This window comes from Pseudomonas sp. RHF3.3-3 (assembly GCF_048069595.1).
Lineage (GTDB): Bacteria > Pseudomonadota > Gammaproteobacteria > Pseudomonadales > Pseudomonadaceae > Aquipseudomonas > Aquipseudomonas fuscovaginae_B.
The window spans coordinates 2,074,343-2,091,863 of sequence record NZ_CP182250.1; the positions used below are offsets into that span (position 1 = coordinate 2,074,343).

A 17,521-nucleotide genomic window follows, 5' to 3' on the forward strand; every position below is an offset into this window, starting at 1 on the left:
GCATGTGGCGTGAAACCAAAATTCTGCTGATCGATGACGATAGCGTTCGCCGCCGGGATTTGGCGGTGATTCTAAATTTTCTCGGCGAAGACAACCTGTCCTGCGGCAGCAATGACTGGCAGCAGGCGGCCGAGTCCCTGGCGTCCAGCCGCGAGGTGTTGTGCGTCCTGATCGGGACTGTCAACGCGAGCGCGGGGCTATCGGGCTTGCTTAAGACACTCGGAACCTGGGATGAGTTCCTTCCTGTTCTGCTTTTGGGTGAAAATAGTTCTGCCGAGCTGCCCGAAGACCTGCGCCGCCGGGTGCTTTCCAGCCTTGAACTGCCGCCCAGCTACAGCAAGCTGCTCGACTCCCTGCACCGTGCCCAGGTCTATCGCGAGATGTATGACCAGGCCCGCGAGCGCGGTCGCCAGCGCGAACCGAACCTGTTCCGCAGCCTGGTCGGTACCAGTCGTGCGATCCAGCACGTGCGGCAGATGATGCAGCAGGTGGCCGATACCGATGCCAGCGTGCTGATCCTCGGTGAGTCCGGTACTGGCAAGGAAGTCGTGGCGCGCAACCTGCACTACCATTCCAAGCGGCGCGACGCGCCCTTCGTTCCGGTCAACTGCGGGGCGATTCCGGCCGAGTTGCTGGAAAGCGAGCTGTTCGGTCATGAGAAGGGCGCCTTCACCGGCGCCATCACCAGCCGGGCCGGGCGCTTCGAGCTGGCCAATGGCGGTACGCTGTTCCTCGACGAAATCGGCGACATGCCGCTGCCGATGCAGGTCAAGCTGCTGCGCGTGCTGCAGGAGCGTACCTTCGAGCGCGTGGGCAGCAACAAGACCCAGAGCATCGATGTGCGGATCATCGCGGCGACCCACAAGAACCTCGAAAGCATGATCGAGGTGGGCAGTTTCCGTGAAGACCTCTACTACCGCCTGAACGTCTTCCCGATCGAGATGGCGCCGCTGCGCGAGCGGGTCGAGGATATCCCGCTGCTGATGAACGAACTGATCTCGCGCATGGAGCACGAGAAGCGCGGTTCGATCCGCTTCAACTCGGCCGCGATCATGTCGCTGTGCCGTCATGGCTGGCCGGGCAACGTCCGCGAGCTGGCCAACCTGGTGGAGCGCATGGCGATCATGCACCCCTATGGGGTGATCGGCGTGGCCGAACTGCCGAAGAAATTCCGCTACGTCGATGACGAAGACGAGCAGATGGTCGACAGCCTGCGCAGCGACCTCGAGGAGCGCGTGGCGATCAACGGCCATACGCCGGACTTCAGCACCTCGGCGATGCTGCCGCCCGAAGGCCTGGACCTCAAGGACTACCTGGGTGGCCTGGAGCAGGGGTTGATCCAGCAGGCCCTGGACGATGCCAATGGTATCGTCGCCCGGGCCGCCGAGCGTCTGCGTATTCGGCGTACCACCCTGGTGGAGAAGATGCGCAAGTACGGCATGAGCCGCCGTGAAGGTGATGAACAGGCGGATGATTGACGCCTGTTTTTCAAGTTACTGAAAATTGGGCGGTTTTTTTTAGGCACGGGTATTGCTAAGTCTCCCGCAACCTTCCGTTTAAATGACGGTCAGTCAAGCGAGAGATGACGATGCCCCAAGCCGCCCAGATGCCTCCTGTCCCCGATGTCGCGGGGCAACCTTCCGTAGAGCAGGCAAGCCGGCTGGGCCTTGAGCAGGCGTTTGCGCTGTTCAACCAGATGTCTACGCAACTCACCGATTCCTACAGCATGCTCGAGGCGCGGGTCACCGAACTCAAGGGTGAACTGGCCGTGGTCAGCGCCCAGCGCATGGCTGAGCTGGCGGAAAAGGAGCGCTTGGCCAACCGTCTGCAGAACCTTCTGGACCTGCTGCCGGGTGGCGTCATCGTCATCGATTCCCATGGTTTTGTCTGCGAGGCCAATCCGGCGGCCCGCGAACTGCTTGGCGAGCCGCTGGAAGGCGAGCTGTGGCGCCAGGTGATCGCCCGCTGCTTCGCGCCGCGCGAGGACGACGGTCATGAGATCTCGCTCAAGGATGGTCGCCGCCTGTCGATCGCCACGCGGTCGCTGGAAGGCGAGCCGGGGCAGTTGGTGCTGCTCAATGACCTGACTGAAACCCGTCGTCTCCAGGATCAACTGGCTCGTCACGAGCGTCTGTCTTCTCTCGGGCGGATGGTCGCCTCCCTGGCCCACCAGATTCGCACGCCGCTGTCGGCGGCGTTGCTGTACGCCAGCCATCTCAATGAACAGGCCTTGCCGGTGGAAACCCAGCAGCGTTTCGCCGGGCGTCTGAAGGAGCGCCTGCACGAGCTTGAGCATCAGGTGCGCGACATGCTGGTGTTCGCCCGCGGTGAGCTGCCGCTGACCGACCGTCTGACGCCGGCGACCTTGCTGCAGACCCTGCAGGCGGCGGCGCAGACTCATGTGCAGGGTGTGGCGATCCGTTGGCAGTGCGACAGTCACGACGGCGAGTTGCTGTGCAATCGCGACACCCTGGTCGGCGCGCTGCTCAACCTGATCGAAAACGCCATGCAGGCCAGTGGTGCCGATGTGCGCCTCAAGGTGCACCTGTACAGTCGGGGCAATACCCTGCGCCTGAGCATCAGCGACAACGGCAGCGGGATCGAGCCGCAGGTGCTGGCGCGCCTCGGCGAACCTTTCTTCACCACCAAGACCACCGGTACCGGCCTCGGCCTGGCGGTGGTCAAGGCTGTCGCCCGGGCGCACCAGGGCGACATGCAATTACGTTCACGTCCGGGGCGTGGCACCTGCGCGATGTTGTGCCTGCCGCTGATTCCCGGCGCCACGGAGGCATAGTGATGGCGGCACGGATCAGGGTTCTGTTGGTCGAGGATGATCGGGCGCTGCGCGAGGCGCTGGCGGACACCTTGCTGCTGGCCGGGCATGACTTTCGCGCGGTGGCCTGCGCCGAGGAGGCGTTGCAGGCCGTGGCGCAGGAGTCGTTCAGCCTGGTGGTCAGCGACGTGAACATGCCGGGCATGGATGGGCACCAGCTGCTCGGCCTGCTGCGGGCCCGCCAGCCATTGCTGCCGGTGCTGCTGATGACGGCTCATGGTGCGGTCGAGCGCGCCGTGGAAGCGATGCGTCAGGGCGCCGCCGACTATCTGGTCAAGCCGTTCGAGCCCAGGGCGCTGCTGGAGCTGGTGGAGCGTCATGCGCTGGGGTTGTCCGGTGCGGCGGAGAGCGAGGGTCCGGTCGCCGCCGAGCCGGCCAGTGCGCAGTTGCTGGAGCTGGCTGCGCGGGTGGCCCGCAGCGATTCGACGGTGCTGATTTCCGGCGAGTCGGGGACCGGCAAGGAAGTGCTGGCGCGTTTCATCCACCAGCAATCCCAGCGGGCGGGGCAACCGTTTGTCGCGATCAACTGCGCGGCCATCCCGGACAACATGCTCGAAGCTACGCTGTTTGGTCATGAGAAGGGTTCCTTTACCGGCGCGATCGCGGCCCAGGCGGGCAAGTTCGAACAGGCCGACGGTGGCACCCTCCTGCTCGACGAGATTTCCGAGATGCCCCTGGGGTTGCAGGCCAAGCTGCTGAGGGTGTTGCAGGAGCGTGAGGTCGAGCGGGTCGGTGCGCGCAAGCCGATTGCCCTGGATATCCGGGTGGTGGCCACCACCAACCGTGATCTGGCGGCCGAGGTGGCGGCAGGGCGGTTCCGCGAGGATCTCTATTACCGTCTGTCGGTTTTTCCGTTGGCCTGGCGTCCACTGCGCGAGCGGACTGCCGATATCCTGCCATTGGCCGAGCGCCTGTTGGCCAAGCACAGCGCGAAAATGAAACATGCCGCCGTCAGATTGTCGCCTGGGGCCCAGGCCTGTCTGGTTGGCTATGCCTGGCCGGGCAATGTTCGCGAACTCGACAATGCGATCCAGCGAGCGTTGATTCTGCAACAGGGCGGTGTGATCCAGGCCGAGGACTTCTGCCTGGCCGGGCCGATCGGCTGTGCGCCATTGCCGGCGGCGCGGGCGCCATCGGCGGAGGTGGACGCCAGTGAAATGGCGGTGGCGGAATCCGCCGGGGCGCTGGGCGACGACCTGCGCCGGCGCGAGTTCCAGATGATCATCGACACCCTGCGCGCCGAGCGCGGGCGTCGCAAGGAGGCGGCCGAGCGGCTGGGTATCAGTCCGCGTACGCTGCGCTACAAATTGGCGCAGATGCGCGATGCCGGCATGGATGTGGAAGCCTATCTGTTCGCCACTTGAGTCGCTTCACCCGTTATACGGTCGTGTATCGGTTTTTATTCGGAGGCGATAAGGAGATGGCACCCTTGTTGCTAACACCTCCACTAACCGCTGCACGAGTGTCAAAAAATTGCAGGTTGCCGGAGAGAGTAGTTCATGAGCCAGGGTATTGAATTTAATCGGTTGATGTTGGACATGCGCGCCATGCAAATGGATGCCATGGCTCAGCCGAAGTCGGCTGTGGCCGCGCCAGAAGTCGCCGGCAGCAGCTTTGCCGATCTGCTCGGCCAGGCCGTCAACAAGGTCAACGATACCCAGCAGGCTTCGAGCCAGTTGGCCAATGCCTTCGAAATCGGCAAGAGCGGCGTCGACCTGACGGACGTGATGATTGCCTCGCAAAAGGCCAGCGTCTCGTTCCAGGCCCTGACCCAGGTCCGCAACAAGCTGGTGCAGGCGTATCAAGACATCATGCAGATGCCGGTTTAAGGGCGAGATTGAGTCATGGCAGAAGCAGTCGCCGATAACGTACCGGCCAAGGCCGGCGCGACAGAGAGCAAGCCGCTGTTCGGTTTGTCCTTTCTGGAAAACCTTTCCGAGATGACCATGCTGCGTCAGGTCGGCCTGATGGTCGGCCTGGCTGCCAGCGTGGCGATTGGTTTTGCCGTGGTGTTGTGGTCCCAGCAACCTGACTATCGGCCGCTTTACGGCAGCCTGGCCGGGATGGATGCCAAGCAGGTCACCGAAACCCTGGCGGCGGCGGACATCCCCTACACCGTTGAACCGAATTCCGGCGCGCTGCTGGTCAAGTCCGAGGACGTGTCCCGCGCCCGCCTGAAGCTGGCGGCCGCCGGTGTCACGCCGACCGATGGCACTATCGGCTTCGAAATCCTCGACAAGGACCAGGGGCTGGGGACCAGCCAGTTCATGGAGGCGACCCGTTACCGGCGCGGCCTCGAAGGCGAACTGGCGCGGACCATCTCCAGCCTGAACAACGTCAAGGCGGCCCGTGTGCACCTGGCGATTCCGAAGAGCTCGGTGTTCGTCCGTGACGAGCGCAAGCCAAGCGCCTCGGTACTGGTCGAGTTGTACCCTGGCCGTTCCCTGGAGCCGGGCCAGGTGGTGGCGATCATCAACCTGGTGGCAACCAGCGTCCCCGAACTGAACAAGTCGCAGATCACCGTGGTCGACCAGAAGGGCAACCTGCTCTCCGACCAGGTACAGAACTCCGAACTGACCATGGCCGGCAAGCAGTTCGACTACAGCCGCCGCATGGAAAGCATGCTGACCCAGCGGGTGCACAACATCCTGCAACCGATCCTCGGCAACGATCGCTACAAGGCCGAGGTATCGGCTGATGTCGATTTCAGCGCGGTCGAGTCGACTTCCGAGCAGTTCAACCCGGACCAGCCGGCGCTGCGCAGCGAACAGTCGACCAGCGAACAGCGCACCGCCAGCAACGGCCCGCAGGGCGTGCCCGGTGCCTTGAGCAACCAGCCGCCGGCACCGGCCTCGGCGCCGCAGACCACCGGTGGCGCCACCGCCTCGGCCGGCGCGGTGCAGCCTGGCCAGCCACTGCTCGATGCCAACGGGCAGCAGATCATGGACCCGGCCACGGGCCAGCCGATGCTGGCGCCGTATCCGTCGGACAAGCGTCAACAATCCACCAAGAACTTCGAGCTGGATCGTTCCATCAGCCATACCAAGCAGCAGCAGGGTCGTCTGACCCGTCTGTCGGTGGCGGTGGTGGTCGACGACCAGGTCAAGGTCAACCCGGCCAACGGCGAAACCACCCGCAATCCGTGGAGCGCCGACGAATTGGCGCGCTTCACCCGCCTGGTGCAGGATGCCGTCGGTTTCGACGCCAGCCGCGGCGACAGCGTGAGTGTGATCAACGTGCCGTTCTCCGCCGAGCGCGGGGAAGTGATCGCCGATATTCCGTTCTACTCGCAACCCTGGTTCTGGGATGTGGTCAAACAGGTGCTGGGCGTGCTGTTTATCCTGGTCCTGGTGTTCGGTGTGCTGCGTCCGGTGCTGAACAACATCACCAATGGTGGCAAGAGCAAGCAGCTGGCCGGTCTCGGCGACGTCGAGCTCGGTGGCATGGGCGGCCTGGATGGCGAGCTGGCCAACGACCGCGTGAGCCTCGGCGGTCCGCAGAGCATCCTGCTGCCAAGCCCGAGCGAAGGTTATGACGCGCAGTTGAACGCCATCAAGAGTCTGGTAGCCGAAGATCCGGGCCGTGTGGCACAGGTCGTCAAAGAGTGGATTAACGCCGATGAGTAATAACGCCGCCGTCACCCAGAAGTTGACCCGGGTCGATAAAGCCGCGATTTTGCTGCTGTCGCTGGGGTCGGCCGATGCTGCACAGGTATTGCGTCACATGGGGCCCAAGGAGGTCCAGCGTGTCGGCGTGGCCATGGCGCAGATGCGCAACGTGCATCGCGAGCAGGTCGAGCAGGTCATGAGCGAGTTCGTCGACATCGTCGGCGACCAGACCAGCCTGGGCGTCGGTTCCGACGACTACGTGCGCAAGATGCTGACCCAGGCCCTGGGTGAGGACAAGGCCAACGGCCTGATCGACCGCATCCTGCTCGGTGGCAACACCAGCGGCCTGGACAGCCTCAAGTGGATGGAGCCGCGCGCCGTGGCCGACGTCATTCGCTACGAGCACCCGCAGATCCAGGCGATCGTGGTGGCCTACCTCGACCCGGACCAGGCCGGCGAAGTGTTGAACAACTTCGACCACAAGGTGCGTCTGGACATCATCCTGCGGGTTTCCTCGCTGAACACCGTGCAGCCGGCGGCCCTGAAGGAACTCAACCAGATCCTCGAGAAACAGTTCTCCGGCAACTCCAACGCGGCCCGTACCACCCTGGGCGGTATTAAGCGTGCCGCGGACATCATGAACTTCCTCGACAGCTCGATCGAAGGCCAGCTCATGGATTCGATCCGCGAAGTGGACGAGGATCTGTCGACCCAGATCGAAGACCTCATGTTCGTCTTCAACAACCTGTCCGACGTCGACGACCGCGGCATCCAGGCGCTGCTGCGCGAGGTCTCCTCGGACGTGCTGGTGCTGGCGCTCAAGGGCTCCGACGAAAACGTCAAGGAAAAGATCTTCAAGAACATGTCCAAGCGTGCGGCGGAACTGCTGCGCGACGACCTCGAGGCCAAGGGCCCGGTCCGCGTCAGCGACGTGGAAACCGCGCAGAAGGAAATCCTCACCATCGCCCGCCGTATGGCCGAAGCCGGAGAAATCGTGCTCGGCGGCAAGGGCGGCGAAGAGATGATCTAAGGATCAAGCCATGACTGATCCAACCGATCTGATCCGCGCGCGAGACGTCAGCGGCTTCGACCTGTGGTCGCTGCCCAGTTTCGACCCGCATGTCGAAGAGCCCGAGCCGGAACCTGAGGAAGAGCCGCAGGCCGAGATCGAGGAGGTGCCACTGGAGGAAGTCCAGCCGCTGACCCTCGAGGAACTCGAGACCATTCGCCAGGAAGCCTACAACGAAGGCTTCGCGGTGGGTGAGCGCGAAGGCTTCCACAGCACCCAGATCAAGGTCCGCCAGGAGGCCGAGGTGGCCCTGGGCGTCAAGCTGGCCAACCTCGAGCGGCTGATGAGCAACCTGTTCCAGCCCATCGCCGAGCAGGACCAGCAGATCGAGAAAGCCCTGGTGGGGCTGGTCGGGCACATCACCCGGCAGGTCATCCAGCGCGAACTCAAGAGCGATTCCAGCCAGATCGAGCATGTGCTGCGCGAAGCGCTGAAACTGTTGCCGCTGGAGGTCGACAACGTGCGGCTGTACATCAATCCGCAGGACTTCGAGCAGGTCAAGGCCTTGCGCGAACGTCACGAAGCGTCCTGGCGCATCGTCGAGGATGAGGCGCTGCTGCCGGGCGGTTGCCGGGTCGAGACCGAGCATAGCCGGATCGATGCCAGCGTCGAAACGCGGATCGAACAGGCGATTGCGCAACTGTTCGATCAGATGCACGAACAGTCGCTGCATCCGGCCCAGCCTGACCTCGAGGTCGACCTGGGTGAATTCCACGTGCCGCTCGGCACTCCGGAACCCGCCGATGCGTCTTGAACGGACCAGCTTCGGCAAGCGCTTGAGCACTTACGCCGATGCGATCAACCTGCCGGGGCAACCGATTCTCGAAGGGCGCCTGTTGCGCATGGTCGGCCTCACCCTCGAAGCCGAGGGCTTGCGCGCGGCCATGGGGGCGCGCTGCGTGGTGATCAACGACGACAGCTACCATCCGGTGCAGGTCGAAGCCGAGGTCATGGGCTTTTCCGGCAACAAGGTATTCCTGATGCCGGTGGGCAGCGTCGCCGGTATCGCGCCGGGGGCCCGGGTCGTGCCGCTGGCCGATACCGGCCGCCTGCCGATGGGCATGGGCATGCTCGGGCGGGTCCTGGACGGTGCCGGGCGGGCGCTGGACGGCAAGGGCGGGATGAAGGCCGAGGACTGGGTGCCGCTGGACGGCCCGACCATCAACCCGCTCAATCGTGACCCCATCCACCAGCCGCTGGACGTGGGCATTCGTTGCATCAACGGACTGTTGACGGTGGGTCGTGGCCAGCGTCTCGGGCTGTTCGCCGGTACCGGCGTCGGCAAGAGTGTGCTGCTGGGCATGATGACCCGCTTCACCGAGGCCGACATCATTGTGGTGGGGCTGATCGGCGAGCGGGGTCGCGAGGTGAAGGAGTTCATCGAGCACATCCTCGGCGAGGAAGGCCTCAAGCGTTCGGTGGTGGTTGCGTCCCCTGCCGACGATGCGCCACTGATGCGCCTGCGTGCGGCGATGTACTGCACGCGGATCGCCGAATATTTCCGCGACAAGGGCAGGAATGTCCTGCTGCTGATGGATTCGCTGACGCGTTTCGCCCAGGCCCAGCGGGAAATCGCCCTGGCCATCGGCGAGCCGCCGGCGACCAAGGGTTATCCGCCTTCGGTGTTCGCCAAGTTGCCGAAACTGGTGGAGCGGGCCGGTAATGCCGAGGCGGGTGGCGGTTCGATCACCGCGTTTTACACCGTGCTGTCGGAAGGCGACGACCAGCAGGACCCGATCGCCGACTCGGCGCGGGGTGTGCTCGACGGGCATATCGTGCTGTCGCGGCGTCTGGCCGAAGAGGGGCATTACCCGGCCATCGACATCGAGGCCTCCATCAGCCGGGTCATGCCGGCGGTGGTCAGCCCCGAACACATGAAGCGTGCGCAATACTTCAAGCAGCTCTGGTCGCGTTATCAACAGGCCCGCGACCTGATCAGCGTCGGTGCCTATGTGGCCGGCGGTGACCGCGAGACCGACACGGCGATCTCGCTGCAGCCGTCGATGGTCCAGTATCTGCGCCAGGGCCTCAACGACAACGTCAGCCTCGGCGAGAGCGACGCACACCTGTCGACGATCTTCGCCCCGGCGCCGGGCGGCTGATTCGGTCATGGCCCAGAGTCGTGCCGCGCGCCTGGCGCCGGTGGTGGAGATGGCCGAGAGCAAGGAGCGCACGGCTGCCCAGCGCCTGGGGTATTTCCAGGGGCAGGTGCAACTGGCGCAGAACAAGCTGGCTGACCTCGAGGGATTTCGCCTGCAGTATCAGGAACAGTGGATCGAGCGTGGTCGGCACGGTGTGTCCAGCCAGTGGCTGCTGGGCTACCAGCAGTTTCTCAGCCAGTTGGACACCGCGGTGGCCCAGCAGCGCCAGAGCCTGGCCTGGCACCAGAACAACCTCGACAAGGGCCGGGTGACCTGGCAGGAAGCCTATGCCCGTGTCGAAGGCCTGCGCAAGCTGGTCCAGCGTTATATCGAAGAGGCGCGGATGCTGGAGGACAAGCGCGAGCAGAAACTGCTGGACGAACTGTCCCAGCGCCTGCCGCGCCATGACGCCTACTGAGCGTGAGGCACCCTGAACCCCACATTCCAGGCGGGGTCGCAGGTCAACCGCAGGTATTTTGACGGTCTTGGTTGCCCTGCCGTCAGCGGGGTGCTAAACCTTGTACACATTGCCACTGACAAGGAAGCTGGATCATGGCTGTAGAGTCTGCAGTAAGTGACAACGGCAGGAAATTGACGATCTCCATCAAGGGGCGCTTCGATTTCGGCAAGCATCAGGAATTTCGCGATTCCTACGAGCGGGTGGACACCAAACCCGACTCGGTGGTCGTCGATCTGAAGGATGCCACCTACCTCGACAGTTCGGCCCTGGGGATGCTGCTCCTGTTGCGTGATCATGCGGGCGGCGACAGCGCCGATATCCGTGTGATCAACAGCAACTCGGACGTGCGCAAGATCCTCGCCATCTCCAATTTCGACAAGCTCTTCGACATCGCCTGACGATCATGCAGTCCGACGAGGAGCCGCTGACGGTACTGATTGCCGAGGATGGTGCGGCGGACCGGTTGTTGCTGTCGAACATCGTGCGACGTCAGGGGCATACGGTGCTCACCGCCAGCGATGGCGCCGAGGCCGTCGAGGTGTTCCAGGCGCAGCGGCCGCAACTGGTGCTGATGGACGCCCTGATGCCGGTGATGGATGGCTTCGAGGCAGCGCGTCGGATCAAGCGGCTGGCCGGCGAGTCGCTGGTGCCGATCATCTTTCTCACCTCCCTGACCGAAAGCAGCGCACTGGCTCGTTGTCTGGAGGCGGGCGGTGACGACTTTCTGGCAAAACCCTACAACCAGATCATCCTGGCCGCCAAGATCAAGGCAATGGACCGCCTGCGCCGGCTGCAGGCGACCGTGTTGCAGCAGCGCGACCTGATCGCCCGGCACCATGACTACCTGCTCAACGAGCAGCGGGTCGCCAAGGCGGTGTTCGACAAGGTCGCCCACTCCGGCTGCCTGCGGGCGCCGAATATCCGTTACCTGCAATCGCCCTACGCGTTGTTCAATGGCGACCTGTTGCTGGCGGCCTACACGCCGGGTGGCGACATGCACATCCTGCTCGGCGATTTCACCGGCCATGGCCTGCCGGCCGCCGTCGGCGCGATGCCGCTGGCGGAAGTTTTCTATGGCATGACCGCCAAGGGCTACGGGCCGGCGGAAACCCTGCGGGAGATGAACGCCAAGCTCAAGCGCATCCTGCCGGTGGACATGTTCTGCTGCGCCACCTTTCTGCGCCTGAGCCCGCAGCGACGGGCGGTCGAGGTGTGGAACGGCGGCATGCCCGACGGCTATCTGCACGATGTCGCCTCGGGCGAACGGCGCCCGCTGGAGGCCCGACACCTGCCGCTGGGGGTGCTGGGGGCCAAGGCCTTCGACGACCGCACCGAGGTTTATCCCATGGCCCGGGGGGACCGGATCATCCTGCTGTCGGACGGTGTCATCGATACCTGCAACGGCGATGAGCAATTGTTCGGTGTGGAGCGTCTGCACCAGGTGTTCGAGCGCAACCGGGATCCGGATCGGCTGTTCGAGGAGGTGCAGGAGGCGCTCAGGCAGTTCGGTGGGGTGGCCCGCGACGATATCAGCCTGGTCGAAATCGGCCTGCCCGAGATCGGCGTGCAGTTGCCGACGGCGGTGGTCTATTCCGACAGCGGCGAGTTCTGTCCGCTGGACTGGTCGGTCAACTTCGAGTTCCGCGCCGCGACGCTGCGGCGTTTCAACCCCTTGCCCTATCTGTTGCAACTGCTGATGGAGGTGCATGGGCTGCGGGCCCTCAGCGGTGCGTTGTACAGCGTACTCGCCGAGCTGTATTCCAATGCCCTGGAGCATGGCGTGCTGGGCCTGGACTCCAGCCTCAAGCGCGATGTGCGCGGCTTTGCGCAATACTATGAACAGCGCAACCAGCGTCTGCTCGACCTGAGCGAGGGGTTTGTCCGCGTCAGTCTGCGGGTGAGTCCGGAGGGAGCGGGTGGACGACTGTCCATCGAGGTCGAGGACAGTGGTGCCGGTTTCGACTTCGAACGGGTCATGGAGCGCCCGCCGGAGGTTGAACGGTTGTCGGGGCGTGGGGTCGGGCTGGTCCGGCAACTCGGCCACAGCGCCCGCTGGTCGAAGGGCGGCCGGTGTGCCCACGTGGAGTTTTCGTGGGGGCCTCAGGCATAATTCACGGGTGTTGATCAGGGAGCGAATCAGTGAGCGTCAATCAGGAAGAACACCTCGACTACGATGTGCTCAGCGCATTGCAGGAAGTCATGGAGGACGAGTATCCGGTGCTGCTGGACACCTTCCTTGACGATTCGGAAAAGCGCCTGGGCCAGTTGCATCAGGCTGACAACCCGACCGAGCTGGGCCTGGTTGCCCACAGCTTCAAGGGCAGCAGCAGCAATATGGGCGCGTTCCATCTGGCCGACCTTTGCCGGCAGTTGGAAGAGCAGGCGGCGCAGCTGCCGTTGCCGGAGGTCGAAGCTCTGCTCGGGCAGATCGATCGCGAGTACGAGCAGGTGCGTTACTTGTATGCGCGCGAGCGCGAGCGATTCCCGGTCAAACAGTAGTTCGCGCGGTTGCCGGGTAAGCTGGCCCGAACCTTGCTTGCACTCACTGCATCGAATTCACGATCCCTGTGCAGCGGAGACTGTGTTATGCCCCTCGCTCCCAATCCTTTTCTCCAGGCCAACGCTGCGGCCAAGTCCAAGGTGGACCTCGCGAGCAGCCAGCCGACTCCGGCTGCGCAGCCCAAGGACAACGGGTCCAGCTTTGCCCAGGTCTACAAGGACACCCAGAGCAAACCGGCCAAAGTAGCCGATAGCGTGGTCAAGTCGACTCGGGACAGCAGTGCCGCGGTACCGGCAAAAAAGGACGCGATCGCCAGCAAGCAGGACGATGCGGCAAAGCCGGCGGTTGCCGATAGCGGCAATTCCTTGCCTGCCAGCAAGACCGATGACAAGACCGCCACCGGCAGCGATACCGCTCAGGCTGGCAGTGATGACCAGGCGAGCACCGACGACAGCGGCAAGGACACCAGTGGCAGCGCTGCGGTGGCGGATGCCGCTCCGGTGGATCCGGTTGTCGATCCGGCGTTGATCCAGGCCGTCGTCACGCCGCCGGCTGCTCAAACGCCGCCCGTGCCGGTGCAGCCGCAACCGGTGGTGGAGGCGCCGCTGGCGGCGGCTGTGACCGCAGCGCCGGCGCAGGCTGCCACGACACCGTCGAGCACCGACGACTTCGACCCGAACGCCGATCCGTTGGACAACCTGCCGGTCGTGCGCCTGGCGATGGAGCAGAGCGGTCACGTGTCGGCCGCCAGCCAATCGACCACCCCCAAGACCGCCGGCAACGGCGACCAGGATCCGACCCAGGCGCAGAACCTGGCCGGTAACCTGGGTATGCTGGTGGATCAGAAAACCGACACCGGTACCACCGAACAGGGCGGCGAGAAGTCCTTCAAGGGCCTGATCGAAGATGGCCTGAAGGATCTGAAAAGCGCTTCCAGCGACACCCGTGTCGATGATTTCGCCAATCGCCTGGCGGCCTTGACCCAGGCAGCGGTACCCAAGACCGCCAATGCCCTGCCGGTCAACCAGCCATTGGCCATGCACCAGAGCGGCTGGACCGAGGAAGTGGTCAACCGGGTCATGTACCTGTCGAGTGCCAACCTCAAGTCCGCTGATATCCAGCTGGAGCCGGCGGAGCTCGGGCGGCTGGACATCAAGGTCAACATGGCGGCCGATCAGACCACGCAGATCAATTTCATCAGCGGTCATGCCGGTGTTCGTGATGCGCTGGAAGGCAACCTGTTCCGTCTGCGCGAGATGCTTCAGCAGCAGGGCCTGGGCCAGACCGATGTCAGCGTGTCCGACCAGGCGCGTGGCTGGGCCGGCCAGGGGCAGGACCCGCAACAGCAGCAACAGCAGGCCCAGAAGGGCAGCAGCAACGGTGGCACCCGCGTTGACGGTGGCGATGATGAGCTGTCCGTCGCAGCGGTCGGTGACGCAGCGGCGGCGGCCGGCACCAGCGTCGTGGTGGGCTCCAGCGCGGTCGACTACTACGCCTGAGGCCGCGCCTTTCAGCGCCTTGTCCTTGCAGGTGTCGTACCGCCGGCTCCTGCCGGGAGCTGCACGCCTTCATGGAAGCGGTCGGGCGGGCGTCTTTGCCGCCCGGTGCCGCTCTCGTCCTTTCTTTCGCCAACTCTGGCATAACACTTGCTCCTGCCTAGCCGTGCGACTGTGAAAAACCGAATAGTGACGGATTATTGGCATGGCGAAGAGCGAAGCAGCAGCGGTAAAGGAACCAGGCGGGAAAAGCAAACTCAAGCTGATTATCGTGATCGTGGTGGCGCTGTTGCTGGCCATCGGTCTGTCCGTGGGGGCGACCTGGTATTTTATGCACAGTGCCCAGAGCAAGCCCGCACCGGAGGCGCATGCCGAGGCGGCCCCGGCCGGCAAGCAGCCGGCGATCTACGAGCCGATGGCGCCAGCCTTCGTTGCCAATTTCAAGGACGCCACCGGCCGCCAGCGCTACATGCAGGTGAGCATCACCCTGCTGGCGCGCAACCAGGCTGATCTGGATGCCCTCAAAGTGCACATGCCGGTGATCCGCAACAACCTGGTCATGCTGTTCTCCGGGCAGACCTACGAAACCCTCGCGACTCCGGTCGGTCAGGAACTGCTGCGCCAGAAGGCCACTGCCAGCGTGCAGGAAGTGGCCCAGAAAGAGGTGGGCAAGGTCGTGGTCGAACAGTTGCTCTTCACTAACTACGTACTGCAGTAGGATCACGACATGGCCGTGCAGGACCTGCTGTCCCAGGATGAGATCGATGCCCTCTTGCATGGTGTCGACGACGGTCTGGTACAGACCGAAAACGTTGCCGACCCCGGCAGCGTCAAAAGTTACGACCTGACCAGCCAGGATCGCATCGTCCGTGGACGCATGCCGACCCTGGAGATGATCAACGAGCGTTTCGCCCGCTATACCCGTATCAGCATGTTCAACATGCTGCGCCGTTCCGCCGACGTGGCGGTGGGCGGGGTACAGGTGATGAAGTTCGGCGAATACGTGCACTCGCTGTACGTGCCGACCAGTCTCAACCTGGTCAAGATCAAGCCGCTGCGCGGCACTGCGTTGTTCATCCTCGACGCCAAGCTGGTGTTCAAGCTGGTGGACAACTTCTTCGGCGGCGACGGGCGTCACGCCAAGATCGAGGGCCGCGAGTTCACCCCGACCGAACTGCGGGTGGTGCGCATGGTGCTGGAGCAGGCCTTCGTCGATCTGAAGGAAGCCTGGCAGGCGATCATGGAAGTCAACTTCGAGTACATCAACTCGGAAGTGAACCCGGCCATGGCCAACATCGTCGGCCCGAGCGAGGCGGTGGTGGTGTCCACGTTCCATATCGAACTCGACGGCGGTGGCGGCGACCTGCACGTGACCATGCCGTATTCGATGATCGAGCCGGTGCGCGAAATGCTCGACGCCGGCTTCCAGTCGGACCTCGACGACCAGGACGAGCGCTGGGTCAAGGCCCTGCGCGAAGACGTGCTGGATGTGGCCGTGCCGCTCAGTGCCACCGTGGCCCGCCGTCAGCTGCGCCTGCGGGATATCCTGCACATGCAGCCGGGGGACGTGATTCCGGTGGAGTTGCCCGAGGACATGATTATGCGCGCCAACGGCGTGCCGTCGTTCAAGGTCAAGCTCGGTTCCCACAAGGGCAACCTGGCGTTGCAAGTGATTTCGCCGATCGAGCGCCGTTGAGCGCCCGATCAGGCATGTACCGTTAACTGAATTTCTGCCCGCCGAGGATGACTCATGGCTGACGAACACGATATGAACGACCAGGCCCTGGCTGACGAATGGGCGGCCGCCCTGGAAGAGTCCGGTGAATCCGGCCAGGCCGATATCGACGCCCTGCTGGCGGCCGATGCGGCCACCGCGCCGGGCTCCAACCGCCTGCCGATGGAGGAGTTCGGCAGCATGCCGAGGAGCCAGGACCCGGTCACCCTCGATGGGCCGAACCTGGACGTGATCCTGGATATTCCGGTGTCGATCTCCATGGAAGTCGGCAGCACCGATATCAACATCCGCAACCTGCTGCAGTTGAACCAGGGTTCGGTGATCGAGCTCGACCGCCTGGCCGGCGAGCCGCTGGACGTGCTGGTCAACGGTACGCTGATCGCCCACGGTGAAGTGGTGGTGGTGAACGAAAAGTTCGGTATCCGTCTGACCGACGTGATCAGCCCGAGCGAACGCATCAAGAAGCTGCGCTGAATGAGCAGGTTCCTCGGCGCACTCCTGTGGCTGCCGGTCTCTGCGCTGGCCGCCGAGCCCGCGGCCACGGCGGCAGCGGCCCCTGCGTCGACGGTCGGTGGCGGGATGGCCGGGCAGTTGACGCAACTGGTGCTGGGCCTGCTGCTGGTGCTGGCGGTGATCTTCGTCCTCGCCTGGCTGGTGCGCCGCGTGCAGCAGGCGGGGCCGGCGGGCAAGGGGCAGGTGATCGAAGTCGTTGGCTCCCGTGCGCTCGGGCCGCGTGACCGGCTGGTGCTGGTGCAGGTCGGCAAGGAGCAGATCCTGCTCGGCCTGACGCCGGGTACGATCACCCCGTTGCACGTGCTCAAGGAGCCGGTCCAGGTGCCCAATGGCGAGCCGGCGGCCCCGGAGTTCGCCCAACGCCTGATGGAATTGCTGGGTAAGGACAAGAAGTGATGGTTGCGTTGCGTTTCATCCTGACCCTGGCGCTGGTGCTGGCCACGCCGCTGGCGTTCGCTGCCGATCCGTTGTCGATCCCGGCGATCACCGTCGGCACGGGCGCCAACGGCCAGCAGGAATACTCGGTCAGCCTGCAGATCCTGCTGATCATGACGGCGCTGAGCTTCATCCCGGCGTTCGTCATCCTGATGACCAGCTTCACCCGGATCATCATCGTCTTCTCGATCCTGCGCCAGGCCCTGGGCCTGCAGCAGACGCCGTCGAACCAGATCCTCACCGGCATGGCGCTGTTCCTGACCCTGTTCGTCATGGCGCCGGTGTTCGACAAGGTCAACCAGCAGGCCCTGCAGCCCTATCTCGCCGAGAAGATGACGGCCCAGGATGCGGTGCTCAAGGCCCAGGGGCCGCTCAAGGATTTCATGCTGGCGCAGACCCGCAGCAGTGACCTGGAGCTGTTCATGCGCCTGTCCAAGCGCACCGACATCGCCTCGCCGGACCAGGCGCCGCTGACCATCATCGTGCCGGCCTTCGTCACTTCCGAGCTGAAGACCGCGTTCCAGATCGGTTTCATGATCTTCATCCCGTTCCTGATCATCGACCTGGTGGTCGCCAGTGTGCTGATGGCGATGGGGATGATGATGCTGTCGCCGCTGATCATTTCCCTGCCGTTCAAGATCATGCTGTTCGTGCTGGTGGATGGTTGGGCGCTGATCATCGGTACCCTGGCCAGCAGTTTTGGTGGTGTCTAGATATTTACGGGTAGCGTG

Annotated in this window: 18 protein-coding genes; all 18 read left to right on the plus strand. The window is 64.0% G+C overall.

Annotation, left to right across the window (positions count from 1 at the left end; genetic code table 11):
- Nucleotides 1–2: 2 nt before the first annotated feature.
- The 18 genes from ACMGT0_RS09550 to fliP all read left to right on the plus strand — a co-directional run bounded on the left by ACMGT0_RS09550 (nt 3) and on the right by fliP (nt 17,503).
- On the plus strand, nt 3–1,478 hold the full coding sequence (locus tag ACMGT0_RS09550) for a sigma-54 dependent transcriptional regulator (protein ID WP_054060748.1): 1,476 nt from the start codon (nt 3–5) through the stop codon (nt 1,476–1,478).
- Nucleotides 1,479–1,606: 128 nt separating this feature from the next.
- Nucleotides 1,607–2,794 (plus strand): sensor histidine kinase, encoded by a 1,188-nt coding sequence (locus ACMGT0_RS09555; protein WP_162491356.1) that lies wholly within the window; start codon nt 1,607–1,609, stop codon nt 2,792–2,794.
- Between the two features lie 2 nt (nt 2,795–2,796).
- On the plus strand, nt 2,797–4,197 hold the full coding sequence (gene fleR, locus ACMGT0_RS09560; protein WP_416772354.1) for a sigma-54-dependent response regulator transcription factor FleR: 1,401 nt from the start codon (nt 2,797–2,799) through the stop codon (nt 4,195–4,197).
- A 135-nt stretch (nt 4,198–4,332) separates the two neighbouring features.
- Entirely contained in the window at nt 4,333–4,662 is a 330-nt protein-coding gene (gene fliE / locus ACMGT0_RS09565) for a flagellar hook-basal body complex protein FliE (RefSeq protein WP_054060745.1), read from the plus strand.
- A 15-nt stretch (nt 4,663–4,677) separates the two neighbouring features.
- The gene (gene fliF, locus ACMGT0_RS09570; RefSeq protein WP_416772356.1) at nt 4,678–6,459 is read left to right on the plus strand and encodes a flagellar basal-body MS-ring/collar protein FliF; all 1,782 of its coding nucleotides are present in this window, start codon (nt 4,678–4,680) and stop codon (nt 6,457–6,459) included.
- Nucleotides 6,452–7,471 carry a flagellar motor switch protein FliG gene (fliG, locus tag ACMGT0_RS09575; protein WP_017902256.1) on the plus strand — a complete coding sequence of 340 codons (1,020 nt, stop codon included), beginning with the start codon at nt 6,452–6,454 and terminating at the stop codon, nt 7,469–7,471. Before fliF ends, fliG begins: the two co-directional genes overlap by 8 nt.
- 10 nt (nt 7,472–7,481) lie before the next feature.
- Nucleotides 7,482–8,264 (plus strand): flagellar assembly protein FliH, encoded by a 783-nt coding sequence (gene fliH, locus ACMGT0_RS09580; RefSeq protein ID WP_054059744.1) that lies wholly within the window; start codon nt 7,482–7,484, stop codon nt 8,262–8,264.
- Nucleotides 8,254–9,612 (plus strand): flagellar protein export ATPase FliI, encoded by a 1,359-nt coding sequence (gene fliI, locus ACMGT0_RS09585; RefSeq protein ID WP_054059745.1) that lies wholly within the window; start codon nt 8,254–8,256, stop codon nt 9,610–9,612. The genes fliH and fliI overlap by 11 nt, the downstream gene beginning before the upstream one ends.
- A gap of 7 nt (nt 9,613–9,619) precedes the next feature.
- Nucleotides 9,620–10,069 (plus strand): flagellar export protein FliJ, encoded by a 450-nt coding sequence (fliJ, locus tag ACMGT0_RS09590; RefSeq protein WP_273819352.1) that lies wholly within the window; start codon nt 9,620–9,622, stop codon nt 10,067–10,069.
- 134 nt (nt 10,070–10,203) lie between these two features.
- Nucleotides 10,204–10,509 (plus strand): STAS domain-containing protein, encoded by a 306-nt coding sequence (locus ACMGT0_RS09595; RefSeq protein ID WP_054059747.1) that lies wholly within the window; start codon nt 10,204–10,206, stop codon nt 10,507–10,509.
- Nucleotides 10,510–10,514: 5 nt separating this feature from the next.
- A complete protein-coding gene (locus ACMGT0_RS09600) occupies nt 10,515–12,221 on the plus strand; it encodes an ATP-binding SpoIIE family protein phosphatase (protein WP_416772360.1) in 1,707 nt (568 codons plus the stop codon).
- 29 nt (nt 12,222–12,250) lie between these two features.
- On the plus strand, nt 12,251–12,610 hold the full coding sequence (locus ACMGT0_RS09605) for an Hpt domain-containing protein (RefSeq protein WP_081006041.1): 360 nt from the start codon (nt 12,251–12,253) through the stop codon (nt 12,608–12,610).
- An 87-nt stretch (nt 12,611–12,697) separates the two neighbouring features.
- Nucleotides 12,698–14,110: a flagellar hook-length control protein FliK gene (locus tag ACMGT0_RS09610; protein WP_273819354.1), complete on the plus strand. Its 1,413-nt coding sequence runs from the start codon at nt 12,698–12,700 to the stop codon at nt 14,108–14,110.
- A gap of 202 nt (nt 14,111–14,312) precedes the next feature.
- On the plus strand, nt 14,313–14,825 hold the full coding sequence (gene fliL, locus ACMGT0_RS09615) for a flagellar basal body-associated protein FliL (RefSeq protein ID WP_054061284.1): 513 nt from the start codon (nt 14,313–14,315) through the stop codon (nt 14,823–14,825).
- 9 nt (nt 14,826–14,834) lie between these two features.
- Entirely contained in the window at nt 14,835–15,803 is a 969-nt protein-coding gene (gene fliM / locus ACMGT0_RS09620) for a flagellar motor switch protein FliM (RefSeq protein ID WP_054061283.1), read from the plus strand.
- Between the two features lie 54 nt (nt 15,804–15,857).
- Entirely contained in the window at nt 15,858–16,316 is a 459-nt protein-coding gene (fliN, locus tag ACMGT0_RS09625) for a flagellar motor switch protein FliN (RefSeq protein ID WP_054061282.1), read from the plus strand.
- Nucleotides 16,317–16,751, plus strand: coding sequence for a flagellar biosynthetic protein FliO (gene fliO / locus ACMGT0_RS09630; RefSeq protein ID WP_054064085.1), 435 nt, complete (start codon nt 16,317–16,319; stop codon nt 16,749–16,751).
- Entirely contained in the window at nt 16,751–17,503 is a 753-nt protein-coding gene (gene fliP, locus ACMGT0_RS09635) for a flagellar type III secretion system pore protein FliP (RefSeq protein ID WP_054061325.1), read from the plus strand. Before fliO ends, fliP begins: the two co-directional genes overlap by 1 nt.
- The last annotated feature ends 18 nt before the right edge of the window (nt 17,504–17,521 follow it).